The 12,582-nt window shown below is 64.1% G+C and carries 13 protein-coding genes; 7 read left to right on the top strand and 6 right to left on the bottom strand.

The genetic code is table 11. From position 1 onward, the window contains the following. Positions 1 to 48: 48 nt before the first annotated feature. Positions 49 to 669 (bottom strand): TetR/AcrR family transcriptional regulator, encoded by a 621-nt coding sequence (locus N2605_RS19090; protein WP_036010401.1) that lies wholly within the window; start codon positions 667 to 669, stop codon positions 49 to 51. 121 nt (positions 670 to 790) lie between these two features. Between N2605_RS19090 and N2605_RS19085 the strand changes: the two genes are divergently transcribed. Beyond that, positions 791 to 1,762 (top strand): alpha/beta fold hydrolase, encoded by a 972-nt coding sequence (locus N2605_RS19085; protein ID WP_083235130.1) that lies wholly within the window; start codon positions 791 to 793, stop codon positions 1,760 to 1,762. A gap of 151 nt (positions 1,763 to 1,913) precedes the next feature. Here N2605_RS19085 and N2605_RS19080 read toward each other — a convergent pair whose 3' ends face one another. Further along, positions 1,914 to 2,153 carry a hypothetical protein gene (locus N2605_RS19080; protein WP_025036674.1) on the bottom strand — a complete coding sequence of 80 codons (240 nt, stop codon included), beginning with the start codon at positions 2,151 to 2,153 and terminating at the stop codon, positions 1,914 to 1,916. Between the two features lie 408 nt (positions 2,154 to 2,561). Here N2605_RS19080 and N2605_RS19075 point away from each other — a divergent pair, with 408 nt between their 5' ends. Next, positions 2,562 to 3,533 (top strand): SDR family NAD(P)-dependent oxidoreductase, encoded by a 972-nt coding sequence (locus N2605_RS19075; protein WP_260342059.1) that lies wholly within the window; start codon positions 2,562 to 2,564, stop codon positions 3,531 to 3,533. Between the two features lie 354 nt (positions 3,534 to 3,887). Next, on the top strand, positions 3,888 to 5,000 hold the full coding sequence (locus tag N2605_RS19070; RefSeq protein ID WP_036010398.1) for an alpha/beta hydrolase family protein: 1,113 nt from the start codon (positions 3,888 to 3,890) through the stop codon (positions 4,998 to 5,000). A 10-nt stretch (positions 5,001 to 5,010) separates the two neighbouring features. Here N2605_RS19070 and N2605_RS19065 read toward each other — a convergent pair whose 3' ends face one another. After that, entirely contained in the window at positions 5,011 to 5,517 is a 507-nt protein-coding gene (locus N2605_RS19065; RefSeq protein WP_036010395.1) for a MarR family winged helix-turn-helix transcriptional regulator, read from the bottom strand. Between the two features lie 407 nt (positions 5,518 to 5,924). Between N2605_RS19065 and N2605_RS19060 the strand changes: the two genes are divergently transcribed. Next, positions 5,925 to 7,412: a porin gene (locus N2605_RS19060; protein WP_036025433.1), complete on the top strand. Its 1,488-nt coding sequence runs from the start codon at positions 5,925 to 5,927 to the stop codon at positions 7,410 to 7,412. A gap of 269 nt (positions 7,413 to 7,681) precedes the next feature. Here the strand turns inward: N2605_RS19060 and N2605_RS19055 are convergent, their stop codons facing one another. From N2605_RS19055 to N2605_RS19045, 3 genes are all read right to left on the bottom strand, one after another. Next, positions 7,682 to 8,161: a GcrA family cell cycle regulator gene (locus N2605_RS19055; protein WP_225147196.1), complete on the bottom strand. Its 480-nt coding sequence runs from the start codon at positions 8,159 to 8,161 to the stop codon at positions 7,682 to 7,684. 75 nt (positions 8,162 to 8,236) lie between these two features. Continuing rightward, the gene (locus N2605_RS19050) at positions 8,237 to 8,434 is read right to left on the bottom strand and encodes a hypothetical protein (protein WP_024341172.1); all 198 of its coding nucleotides are present in this window, start codon (positions 8,432 to 8,434) and stop codon (positions 8,237 to 8,239) included. Between the two features lie 200 nt (positions 8,435 to 8,634). Then, a complete protein-coding gene (locus N2605_RS19045; RefSeq protein WP_225143247.1) occupies positions 8,635 to 9,576 on the bottom strand; it encodes an acetamidase/formamidase family protein in 942 nt (313 codons plus the stop codon). A gap of 168 nt (positions 9,577 to 9,744) precedes the next feature. Here N2605_RS19045 and N2605_RS19040 point away from each other — a divergent pair, with 168 nt between their 5' ends. Genes N2605_RS19040 through N2605_RS19030 form a run of 3 tightly spaced genes read left to right on the top strand, consistent with a single transcriptional unit; the run spans position 9,745 to position 12,538 of the window. Continuing rightward, positions 9,745 to 10,512: a YdcF family protein gene (locus N2605_RS19040; protein ID WP_036010382.1), complete on the top strand. Its 768-nt coding sequence runs from the start codon at positions 9,745 to 9,747 to the stop codon at positions 10,510 to 10,512. Positions 10,513 to 10,567: 55 nt separating this feature from the next. Further along, positions 10,568 to 11,350, top strand: coding sequence for a DUF169 domain-containing protein (locus tag N2605_RS19035; protein ID WP_225147195.1), 783 nt, complete (start codon positions 10,568 to 10,570; stop codon positions 11,348 to 11,350). A 9-nt stretch (positions 11,351 to 11,359) separates the two neighbouring features. Then, a complete protein-coding gene (locus N2605_RS19030; protein ID WP_225147194.1) occupies positions 11,360 to 12,538 on the top strand; it encodes a saccharopine dehydrogenase family protein in 1,179 nt (392 codons plus the stop codon). Positions 12,539 to 12,582: the final 44 nt, after the last annotated feature.

Below are 12,582 nucleotides of genomic sequence, written 5' to 3'. Positions count from 1 at the left end.
TCATCCAAATGGGCGCGCTGTCGCCGATTTCCGTAATCTCAGGCTCCGCTACCTCAAATACCCCACCACCATCCGCGTCGTCTCGTCCACCAGCACCTTCACCATCTTCTCCGACAGCATCTCTCCGTTCAGCACGGTGTTGTGCGCGATGGCTTCGATCGCGCTCACGCACATGAATGCTGCGAGCGCGGGATCGATCTTGCGCATCTCCTTGCGGTGGCGTTCGAGATAGGTGCGCACGAGGGCGTGGATTTCGTGGCTGTAGGCTTCGACTTCCGCGAGGTGACCGGAGCGGGGGATCTGCTCGGCGAGGACGCGATGCAGGTTCGGGTCGATGTGATGGGCCTCGATCGCGACGGTGACGAGGCGGTGCACGGCCATCTCGATCGGCAGGTCGGCGACCTCCGCGAAGGCGGCGCGGACGACATTCATGATCGCATCATTGTGGCGATCGATCACGGCGGCGACGAGGGCCTCCTTGCTGGGAAAATATTGGTAGAGCGAGCCGACGCTGACGCCGGCGATCTCGGCGATGCGGTTGGTACTGGCCTTCTCGAAGCCTTCCTTGACCAGAATGCGAGCAGTTGCCTCGACCAGCGCGTCGACGGTGGCACGGGATCGCTCCTGCGAGGCATTTTTCCGGGGTGTTGTGGACGGTTTGCGGGCCACGGACTTGTGATCTGAATGCGAGTAGGAAAAGCGAGTGAATGCTCGCATTATATCGACCAATGGCGGCGGGTCGGCAACCCTCTTCGTCGCCGGGTCGAAACAGCCGGATGGGGATGTGGCGATGAGCGTTGCGAGACTTGTATCGGCCTTCCAATTCTGTCCGGGCGGCTGCGTATTCGGCGCGCGGGCGCCGCGCGATCCAGCACCAAGCCTGCAAAGCCGGGCCCTCAACCTGCTGCTGCGGCAGCTTCCCTACAAGCAGCAGCTTGCATCCGCCGAGGCGGTGCTGGCGCGTGTGCAGAAGCTGGCGCTGGCGCCGGCCTCTCACGAGCCGGTCGGGGTCGGCAACGTCGAGGTGACGCTGACCAAGATGGGCGGCTGGCCGGTCTACTACACCGAGCCGGCGTCAGGCCACGAGGGCTGCAACTACGTCATGTTCCTGCATGGCGGCGGCTACATCAACGAGATCGCGCCGGCGCATTGGCGCTTCATCGGTGAGATGACGCGCAAGGCGCGAATCTGCTGCGTCGTGCCGATCTACCCGCTGGCGCCGCGGGCGACCGCCAAGGACGTCGTGCCGGCGACGGCCGAGCTGCTGCGCATGCTGCTGGAAGACGCTGGCGATGCAAAAGTGACGGTCGTCGGCAATTCGGCCGGCGCTGGGCTTGCGCTCGCCGCCTGCCAATGGCTGCGCGATCGCGGTCATCGGCAGCCGAGCCGGTTGCTGCTGATCTCGCCCGCGGCCGATGCCTCGGTCGGCCGTCCGGAGCAGGTTGCGATCGCGGCGCGCGATCCGATCCAGGATATTCCGGGCATCGTCGAGGCCGCGCGGCTCTATGCCGGCGAGCTCGAAGTCGGCCATCCCTTCGTCAGCCCGCTCAACGGCAGTTTCCGCGGGCTCGCGCCGATGACGATTTTTTCGGGCACGCGCGATCTTCTGTATCCAGACAGCGTCGACCTTGCCGCAAGAGCGAGGGCGGTGGGCGTGCCGATCGAGCTGCATCTATTGCGCGAGCAACCGCACAACTTCGCGCTGATGCCGACGCCGGAAGGACGGCGGGCACGCGCGATCATCTTGCGTGAAGTGGCTTAGAGGGAGGGCGTGATCATTGTCACAGAGCGCCTGCCGTGATCGGTCTGGCGCTGGCAGTGTCCGCACGCAGGGATAAGCGGCCCCCGGGCGTTTCCTCTTGGATCGATCGTTCTGGTATCCGTGGTCTCGGTACCAGTGGTTTTGCGGGGCCTTAGGCGTGGCCCTTGATCTCGTAATGACCCGGCACGCATTTGTAGCGCTCGAGGCGCCAGTTCGCGTGATAGATCGGATGCTCACCCATCCACTTCGCGAGAGGCGCTTGTGCGCCGATCGCGCACTGCATTAGCGAAATCTCGGGTGTCATGTTGCTGTCTGTCACGATTTCCTCGACACAACTGCCTGAGCTGGCTGCGCCAAGCCGGCAAAGCACGGCAACGACGGTCACGAACATTCCTATCACCTCGTTGGTTGTTTCTGACCACGAAGAGGATGCAAGCGGAGTGCCAGAGCCTGTGACACGCAAACAACACGCTGGCCTGGCCGACTCAATCCAGCGTCCACCCCCATTTGGCGATTCGGATTGTAGAAAAATTGCCATTAACCCGAAGCCGGACAAATACGGGGAATCCGCTGGAAAATACTCAGGAATGATCGATTATCCGGGCCGTGTCGCCTATGAGCCACTTCACAAGGCCCGCGCGCAACATCGCGCGTAGTCCGCCCGCCGAAATTACCGAAGGCGAAGAGGGCAGCGCACGGCTTTTACCCGCGGATGTCGCGCTGCTACAGTTTTGCGCGCGCCGCGGTCAGCGGCGCCGTGACCAAGAAACACACCGACAAGGGGAGGGACCGAAGTCCCATGAAGGATTTTGCTGGAAAGATCGCAGTCATCACCGGCGGCGGCACGGGCATGGGGCGCGAGCTCGCGCGGCAGCTCGTGGCCGAGGGCTGCAACGTCGCCATGTGCGACGTCTCGGAGGCCGTGATGGCCGAGACCAAGCGGCTGTGCGAGGCCGAGAAGCTGCCGCAGGGGCTGCGCGTCACGACGCACGTCGCCGACGTCGCGATCGAGGACCATCTGAAGCGTTTTCGCGACGAGCTCGCCGAGCAGCAGCAGACCGACAGGATCCATCTGTTGTTCAACAATGCCGGCATTGGCGGCGGCGGCAGCCTGTTCACCAACACCCGCGAGCAATGGGAGCGCACCTTCAACATCTGCTGGGGCGGCGTCTATCTCGGCGTGCGCACCTTCCTGCCGATGCTGGTGGCCGCGGACGAAGCCCACATCGTCAACACCGCCAGCGTCAACGGCTTCTGGGCCTCGATCGGCATGAACCAGGCGCACACCGCCTACAGTGCGGCCAAATTCGCAGTGAAGGGATTCACCGAAGCGCTGATCAACGATTTGCGCCTGCATGCGCCGCACGTCAAATGCTCGGTGGTGATGCCCGGCCATATCGGCACCTCGATCGTCTCCAACTCGCGCAAGGTGCAGAGCGCCGACGGCTCGGAGCGGCTCAATGCCGATGAGGTCGCGCTGACCCGCAAGCGCATGGTCGCGGCCGGCGTGCCGGATGCCGACGGGATGTCGGACGAGGACATCCAGGCGGCGTTCGCCGAGCGCGCCCGCAGCTTCCTGGAGGATGCGCCGACGACGGCGGCAGAAGCCGCCAAGATCATCCTCGACGGGGTCAAGGCGGAGCGGTGGCGCATTCTGGTCGGCGAGGACGCCAAGCTTCTCGACGAGCGCGTGCGCGCCGCGCCGGAGCAGGCCTATGACCGTGCCTTCTTCGAAAGTATTACGCAGGAGGTCGGCTGGCGGCTTGGTTGAGGCCGCTGCCGGGGCGCCCACCCATCGCACCCGAGGAGGCACGTCAGCGCCGTCTCGAAGGAGAGGCGTGCGCGCACGCCGCCGCTAGGGGTCATATTCTTTAGCGCGCCCAGCAAGGCGCGCCGATATGGCTATGATGGTCGTCATGGCAAGAGATACTTGGACAATTCTAAGTGCCAGCTCCCGCCAATGTTCGTCGCGCACCATGATCTGTTGCAATGTCACGCATCCGTCATGACGTTGTTCAAGCGATGTTGATCTCACATGCCTGTAATGACGCGCGCGCCGGCTTGGTCGGCGACTTGAAATGGTTTAGTCAATCGGGGTAACGCGACGATTAGAGCGTAGCTCCCAATGATGCCCGCATGCCTCTCCGACGACTGGACCTTTTGCCCGGAGCGAGAGGACATTTCAGCTGAGTTCACGCGGCTGCTCGCGGCGGCCCAGGAGGGCGGCGCCACGATCGCGGAATGCCTGATGATCGCGCGGCAGCTGAAGCGCGGCGACGACCGCTCCTGGCACCGCGAGTGGAAGAAGCTGGCGCAGACCAATCGGCAGCGCGCGGAGACCGCGTTCGCGGAGGGCCACCGCGCCAGTGCGCAGCGCAATTGGCTGCGCGCCATGAACTATTATGGTGCCGCAGCGATGCCGCTCGATCCCGCCGACGAGCGCCGCTGGGTCGCCGTGCTGGCCATGCAGGAATGCGCGCGCCGCTATCTCGCCGCGCGCAGCCCGGCCGGCGAGGTGGTGACGATACCCTGGCTCGACGGGCACTCGCTGCAGGGATACTTCCTGCCCGCGCCATCGGGGAAGGAGCCGGCGCCGACCGTGATCTGCATCGGCGAGCCCGGCCACCGCAAGGAAGAATTTCTGTTCAAGCTCGTGCCGCACGCGCGCGAGCGTGGCTTCTCGATGCTGGCGCTCGACCTGTTCGGCGACCAGCGCGACGATTTTCTCGAGGCGCTATTGCGGCGCCAGGATCTCGAGAGCGCGATCCCCGGCGTCATGGATTATCTGGAGATGCGGCAGGACGTCGATTTCGCGCGGGTCGGGATCATCGCCGATGGCTGGGGCTCGTCCTTCGTGGCGCGCGCGGTGCTGCAGGAGCCGCGGCTTGCCGCCGCCGTCTGCGACGGCGGCCTGTGGGATCTGCACGAGCGGGCCTTTTTCGCCAGCCGATTCGCGATGAGCGACGTCAGCATCGTCCCTGTGCCGCATGCGCCGCTGATGGCCTCCAGCGCCGACTGCCCGGTGCTGATCACGCTCGGGGAGGACGGCTGGCTCAAGGCCGACCGGGCGCGTCAGCTCGTCCGGAATTCCCGGCTCGGCAGCTCGGATGTCACGCTGAAAGTGTTCACCGCGGCGGAGACCGGCGCCGCGCAGGCCCATGCCGACAATCCGAGCCTTGCCAACGAATATATATTCGACTGGCTGGAATCGCGGCTCCGTGGCGCGGGGCGGATCTAGCGGCGAGCCGTCAGAGGTCCAGGCTGAGGCGGACGCAGGCCTTTTCCAGCCGGGTCTTCAGCGTCGCGAGCTTGGTGGTGAATTCGGCGAGCTCGGCCTCGTCGAACTCCTGGAAGACGAATTCCTTGATGGTCTTGTACTGCTCGTTGAGGCTCGCCAGGTGCTTCTGCGTTTTCTCGGTCAGGGATAGCCGGACCACGCGCGCGTCGGTCGGCGAGGGGCGGCGGCGCAAAAGGCCCTTCTTCTCCAGCAGCTTGGACTGGGTGGTGACGAAGGACGGATCGACGTGGAGGAGCTTGGACACGACGTTGACCGGAATGCCGTCGTCCTTGTCGAGGTCCGAGATGGCCATCAGGATCAGCCATTGCGGTCCGCTGATGCCGAGCGTCCTCGCCCAGAACTGACGCAGCTCCTCGAGATACATGTTGATCGACGATATCTCCCAGGTGAATCGCCTGATGATATCCAGGTTGCCGATGGTGCGCAGGCGCGCGCCTTCCTTCCTCGTCGCGGACACAGCGTCACTCCCGCAAGCTGATTCTCTTTCCGGCTCATTTTCGGCGGGCATAGTCCACGCAACTCTGCTCTGACGCAAGTGCAGAGCAGGGTAATGGTGTCACGAAAACTACAAATATGACCCGATCAGGCTTTTTGGCTCAACACCGGTGTTGCGTTGCGGCCACAGGGTTAGTGAAACCACAAAGCTGATCTAATAAACTATTTTGATTAACGGAACGGCGCGGGCATATTGATCCCGACGGTGGGGGGTTCTCGATCGTCCCGTTGCAGGTGGTTCGCTCACGTCCCTCGCGAATGCAGGTACGTCCGAAAACGCGAAGCGGCCGAGCGGATTTGATGAAGAGACGGGGATCTGGGGGGCCTCACGGTCCGGTCTCCGTGAAATGAGCAACTTGGAGGTTTTAAATGAAAGTGGTGAAGAGCCTTTTGCTCGGCACTGCGGCGGGACTGATCGCCGTTGGTGGAGCTCAGGCGGCTGATCTTCCGGTCAAGGCCAAGGCAGTCGAATACGTGAAGATCTGCTCGCTCTACGGCGCGGGTTTCTACTACATGCCGGGCACCGATACCTGCATCAAGTTTGGTGGTTACATCCGCGCTGACATGCTTCTCGGCGGCGGCGGCGACTATGGCTTCAGGAACAGCTCGAGCAGTGTGAACGGCGGGTCCAACAACCGTCTGACCAACTACTACTACAGCCGCGCTCGTCTGGACTTCAACATCGATACCCGCACGGCGACCGAATACGGCGTTGTTCGCACCTACGCCGACCTGGTCGTCAGCTACGACTCCACGAACGTCACCGGCAGCAACCCGTCGGCGTTCTCGACCAGTTCGGCCTCGCTCGGTCTCTACCATGCGTTCATCCAGTTCGCGGGCTTCACTTTCGGCCGCACGGTCTCGATCTTCGACGCTCCCTGGCAGAGCTATCCGGCCGGCGGCCCCGATACCCTTCCGGGCGGCTCCAACCACGTCAACGGCGTGAACCAGGTTGCCTACACGGCTGACTTCGGCCAGGGCATCACTGCTTCGTTCGCGCTGCAGGACGAGACCTCGGCGAACAATGGTCAATCGAACCTCTGGAACGTGTCGTCGGGTACGGCGGCGCAGTTCGTGACCGGCGTCTATGGCGCCAGCGCCTGGGGCGGCACGCGCATGCCCGAGGTGATCGGTCAGGTTCGTGTCGACCAGGCCTGGGGTCTGGCGCAGATCTCGGTCGCGGCCCATGAGCTGCATTCAGCCTATTACGGCGCGACTGAAGTCACCGGTCATCCCTCCGACAAGTGGGGCTGGGCCGTGCAGGGCGCCTTGTCGATCAAGAACATCCCGACCGGCGCGGGTGACGTCATCAACCTGCAGGCCGTCTACACCGACGGTGCGACCCGCTACAACTTCCAGAGCCTGTTCCCGCAGAGCTTCTTCATGTTCAGCGGCAGCGGCAACGGCGCGTATCAGAGCACCGGGTTCGCCGGTCTCGCCGACGGCGTGTTCGGAACCGGTACCGGCATCGATACCGTCAAGACCTGGGGCTTCCGTGGCGGCTATACCCACAACTGGAGCCCGAACTGGGCCAGCGCCATCTACGGTGGCTACGCCCAGCTGAAGTACGGCAACACGGGCAAGGCCCTGATCTGCACCAACTTCGCCGCAATCGGGTTGGCCGGTTCGACCTGTAATCCGGACTTCAACTTCGCGGTGGTCGGTGTGAACACCGTGTGGACCCCGGTCAAGGGCCTGGCGTTCACTGCCGACTTGAGCTGGTCGCGTCTGGACCAGAAGTACTCCGGCTTCATCGCGAGCCCGGGCATTGCCAGCGCTGCGAAGCCGGCGGCCGTGTACGAGCTGAAGGACCAAGACTCGGTGAGCATGCTGCTGCGCGCTCAGCGCAACTTCTGATCATCGATCGCGCAAATCGATCGGAGACCCCCGGCGGGAAACTGCCGGGGTTTTTCATGGCAAGAGTTTCGGAAAATCGAATGCCGTTGCGGAACACGAAGGCGAGCCATGCGATTCCGTCGCGTCAAACTTATTTACTTACTTGAGCTACTAAGCTATATCACTGCCAGCCAGATACGAAAGTTGCGGCTCTTAGCTTCATGCTAAGCCTCCAGAAACCTCCGGCGATGCCCCGCCGGAGGTTTTTTGTTGTCCAGATGCCCGCAACGTCAGCCGCGTATCACGCGGGTGCGCGCCGCCGGCCGATAGGCGAGGCGGCTGTGGCCGGCGCAATAGGGCTGGCCGTCCGGCGCCGTGTTGCCGCAGAAGCAGAAATCGGCTGCGCCCGGCGTCGAGATCGGCCAGCGGCAGCGATTCTCCGACAGCTCCAGCAACGAGCAGCGGTTGGCCTCGTCGATTGGGCCGGCAAACACCGGCGCATCGGTCTCGCCATAGATCGAGGCGAGCATCTCGTATTGCAGCCGCGGCACGGCCTTGCGCATCCGCGCCGGCGCCAGGCCTTTGTCCTGGACCTTTCGGTCGTCGACCGTCCGGCCGCGCGTCAGATTGAGCCGCGACAATTTGCCGATCACCGCGTTGCGGCTGACGCCGATGTCGGCGGCGATCTCGCGACAGGAGAGGCCGGCCTCGAAGTGCTGCTTCAGGAGTTCGATTCGTTCGTCGGTCCAGGTCGGTGAGAGAACAGGCATTTGTCGGCGATCCCAGGTTGCAGATGTCGGCCATCCGCGGTCTCGAGATCCGCCCGCCTCACGTACCGGGTGCGCTCACGTCCTGCCATTGTCGCGGATCGACAGAAGACCGTCCTTGATGGCGAGACGGATGCCTTCCTCGATCAATGTCCGTGCGACGCCGGGAACGCTGGTGCCGTGGGTGCCCTGTCTCACCAGCTTCTCCAGATACGCGATGGTCGAGAGCGCCAAGGTTACGGGAATGCGGTCAGTCTCGGCTTTTTCGGTGGCCATGGCCCGAACGCTAGCCTCTTACTCGGGTACATAAAAGTAACGATTAAGACTCTATTTAGGTTCGGGGGTGGAAGTCAAATCAGCGCCGGGGCGGAAGCTCACGTGATTGGAATCGCTTGAGAATCGGACACATCACGACGCGCCGCCGGGAAGACCGGGCGGCGGCGTGATGTCGGCAGGTCAGGAAAGGGCGCGGCGGCTCAGCCGTGCACGATCGCCTTTTCGATCATGCAATGGATGCCTTTGGCGCCGTTGACGGTCTGGGTCACCCGGAGATCGGCGGCGAGGCTGCACAGCGTGTAGGCATCCTCGCGCGACAGATTTCGCGTTTCGCCGAGCAGCGCGATCATGTCGCGGAGCGCGCGCACCACGCATTGGTCGAGATCGGGGTCCATCGCCATGGTCATGTAATGCGTCGGCGTCTCGGCGCGGGGGTAGTCTAGCTTCAGGTCCTTGCGCAGCGTCAGGCGGAAGCGGCCCTGCAGCGCGGTCTCGATCGCGGTGACGCAGACCTCGCCGTCGCCCTGCACGCCATGGCCGTCGCCGCAGGAAAACATCGCCCCCGGCACGAACACCGGCAGATACAGCGTCGCACCGGCTCCTAGCTCCTTGTTGTCGAGATTGCCGCCCATCGCGCGCGGGATCAGCGAGGAGATGCGGCCCCAGGCTGGCGGCGGCGATACGCCCATCACGCCGAAGAACGGCTTCAGCGGCAGGTCGAGGCCCCACGGCATGCGGCCGACCATCGTGGTACGGTCGAGCGGAATGTTCAGGATCCGCGTCTCGTGGAAATCGTCGGGCAGGGTGCCGGACAGCGGCTTGATCATGTTCCAGCCCCAATCCTGCCGGAGCTGCACGTCGAGGATCTCGACCGCGAGCACGTCGCCGGGCTCGGCCCCTTCGATCGCGATCGGACCGGTGAGGATGTGGCCCGGCAGCATGCGTTCGCTCCTGGCATGAACCTCGTGCATCTCGGGCGGAATGTGAAACCTGTCGCGATCAGGCAGCATGTCGGGACCGCCGCTGATGGTGTCGACCGTCACCTCGTCGCCGCTGGCCACGGTGAGGACGGGCTCGAGTGCGGCTTCGAAGAAGCCCCAATGGCAGGTTTCGGGGCTGGAATGCAGGTGATGATGGGTCATTTGCCGCGTCCGGTTGGTTTGATCGGTCCGGGCTTGACCCGGCGATCGATCCTCTTTCAAGAAGGATTTCCGAACAAGGCCGTGCCGGCCAAGCCCGCGCATGGCAGGCACGATCATTCCAGCGAGGCTCCTCTGTTTTTCGCTCTCTCCAAGACCATCGGCGTCGCGCTGCTGCCGATCAATCTTCTGGTCGAGCTCGGAATTGTGTCTGTCGTGCTGATGGCGACGCGCTTTGCCGCGTTTGGCCGCCGGCTTGCCGTGACCACGCTGGTGCTGCTGGCGCTCGCGGCGTTCTCGCCGCTCGGCAATCTCCTGATCTACCCGCTGGAGTCGCGCTTCCCGGCGTGGGACGCCTCGCGCGGCGCGCCCGACGGCATCATCGTGCTCGGCGGCTCGGTCGACACCGATCTGTCGGCGGCGCATCGCACGCCGGTCGTCGCGCACGCGGCCGATCGTCTGTTTGCGCCGGCCGAGCTTGCGCGCCGCTACCCCAATGCGCGCATCGTCTTCACCGGAGGCTCCGCGAACCTGGTGTCGAGCGAGGCCAGGGAGGCCGACTATTCCGCGCCGATCCTGGAGAATCTCGGCATCGCGAAGGACCGCCTGATCCTCGAGCGTAACTCCCGCAACACCTGGGAGAATGCGATCTTCACCAAGCAATTGGTATCGCCAAAGCCCGGCGAGCGCTGGCTCCTGGTGACGTCGGCCTTCCATATGCCGCGCTCGATGGGGATCTTCCGCAAGGCCGGATTTGACGTCGAGGCCTATCCGGTGGACTGGCGGATGGGGGGACGTGAGGATCTATTCTCCTTCACCAACATGGGCGCGGACGGCTTGAGACGAACCGAAGTTGCGGTGCGCGAGTGGATCGGTCTTACCGCTTACCGTCTGATGGGCAGGATCTCCGAGTTGCTTCCGGGACCGGGCAGGGACTAGAACAAAGCCGCAAAACAAGAATACGCGGCGCACCATCGCCGGCGCGGAGGAAGCCATGCAACAGCAGAGTACGGACAGGATCGACCTTGCCGGCCTCGTCGCCGATCTCAACAGCCTGCTGCGGCTGAAGACGAACGTGATCGGCATGAAGCTGTTCGCGAGCGTCGCAGAAATGGAGGCGATCCCGAAGATCCGCCGCCCGAACGCAATTCACACCACCGATCAGATTGTCAGCATGGCCGCGCGCCTGGGCTGGACCGTCGGCATCACCGCCGACGATCTCGTAGGCGCCCAATGCCGCGCGGTGATCGGTCTTGCGCCGCAGGACGAGAAATGGCTCGCCGGCGAAAACTATGTCGGGGTCTGGCACGGCACGGCGGAGGACGCGCGCAAGCGCCAGGCGGCGCTGGACGTGGTTCCGTTCGGGCACTATCAGGCGCTCGCCGTCAGCCCGCTCGCGAGCGGCCGGCTCGATCCTCCCGATATCTGCCTCGTCTATGCGACGCCGGGGCAGATGATCATCCTGATCAACGGGCTGCAATATACCGGCTACAAGAAGTTCGAATGGGGCGTGGTCGGCGAGACCGCCTGCGCGGATTCCTGGGGGCGGGCGCTCAAGACCGGGGAGCCCAGCCTGTCCTTGCCATGCTATGCCGAACGGCGCTATGGCGGCGTGCCGGACGAGGAGATGCTGATGGCATTGAAGCCCTCGCATCTCGCCAAGGCAATCGAGGGCATGAAGGCGCTGGCGAAGAACGGCCTGCGCTACCCGATCCCGCCCTATGGCATTCAAAGCGACGTCCGTGCCGGCATGGGCGTGAGCTACGCGAAGAAGTAAAGGCCGATCATGAGCTCTGCGAAATTCGACATCGTCGTCTACGGCGCGACCGGCTTCACCGGTCAACTCGTCGCCGAATATCTGGCGGCGAGTTACAAGGACGACAAGGCGCTCAAATGGGCGATGGCGGGACGCAGCCTCGACAAGCTGAAATCGGTGCGCGATGCGATCGGCGCGCCGGCCGACACGCCGCTGATCGTGGCGGATGCGTCGGATGCGGCGTCGCTGAAGGCGATGGTGGCGCAAACCAAATCGGTGATCACGACGGTCGGCCCCTACCAGTTCTACGGCGAGGACCTGTTAGCTGCCTGCGTCGCTGCGGGTGTCGATTATTTCGATCTCTGCGGCGAGCCGGTCTGGATGCGGCAGATGATCGACAAGTACGAGGCGGCGGCCAAGGCGAGCGGCGCGCGCATCGTGTTCTCCTGCGGCTATGATTCCGTGCCGTTCGAGCTCGGCACCTTCTTCGTGCAGGAGGAAGCCAGGCGCGTGTTCGGCGCGCCGGCACCGCGCGTGAAGGGCCGCGTGCGCGACATGCGCGGCACGTTGTCAGGCGGCACCGCGGCGAGCGCGAAGGCGACCTTCGATGCCGTCGCCAAGGACCTCAGCCTCGTCGCCATCCTCAACGACCACTTTGCGCTGACGCCGGATTTCACCGGCCCAAAGCAGCCAAAGGGCAACAGGGCGGTCTTCGAAGAGGACCTGCAATCCTGGGCCGCGCCGTTCATGATGGCGCTGATCAACACCCGCAACGTCCATCGCTCCAACATGCTGATGGGCTTTCCCTACGGGAAGGACTTCGTCTACGACGAGATGGTGCTGACCGGTCCCGGCGAGAAGGGCGAGGCCAACGCCAAGCGCGTGATGGCGGCCAATGCCGAGAAGACCGGCCCGAACGCGCCGAAGCCGGGCGAGGGGCCGTCGAAAGAGGAGCGGGAGAACGGCCTGTTCAATCTGCTCTATGTCGCGATCGCCCCCGACGGCCGCATGGTCCGCGCCGGCGTCACCGGCGACCGCGATCCCGGCTACGGCTCGACCTCGAAGATGATCTCCGAATGCGCCATCTGCCTGCTGCGCGATGCGAGCGACGTTCCCGCCGGCTTCTGGACGCCGGGCGCAGCGATGCAGCACAAGCTGATCAAGCGGCTGCAGGACAATGCCGGGCTGACGTTCAAAGTGGAGAGCTAGGTTGGCTCTCGTAGGGTGGGCAAAGGCGCAACGCGCCGTGCCCA

The sequence above is a fragment of the Bradyrhizobium yuanmingense genome (assembly GCF_025200905.1).
In the GTDB taxonomy this organism is placed as follows: domain Bacteria; phylum Pseudomonadota; class Alphaproteobacteria; order Rhizobiales; family Xanthobacteraceae; genus Bradyrhizobium; species Bradyrhizobium yuanmingense.
This window is presented reverse-complemented; position numbering and strand designations above follow the sequence as displayed.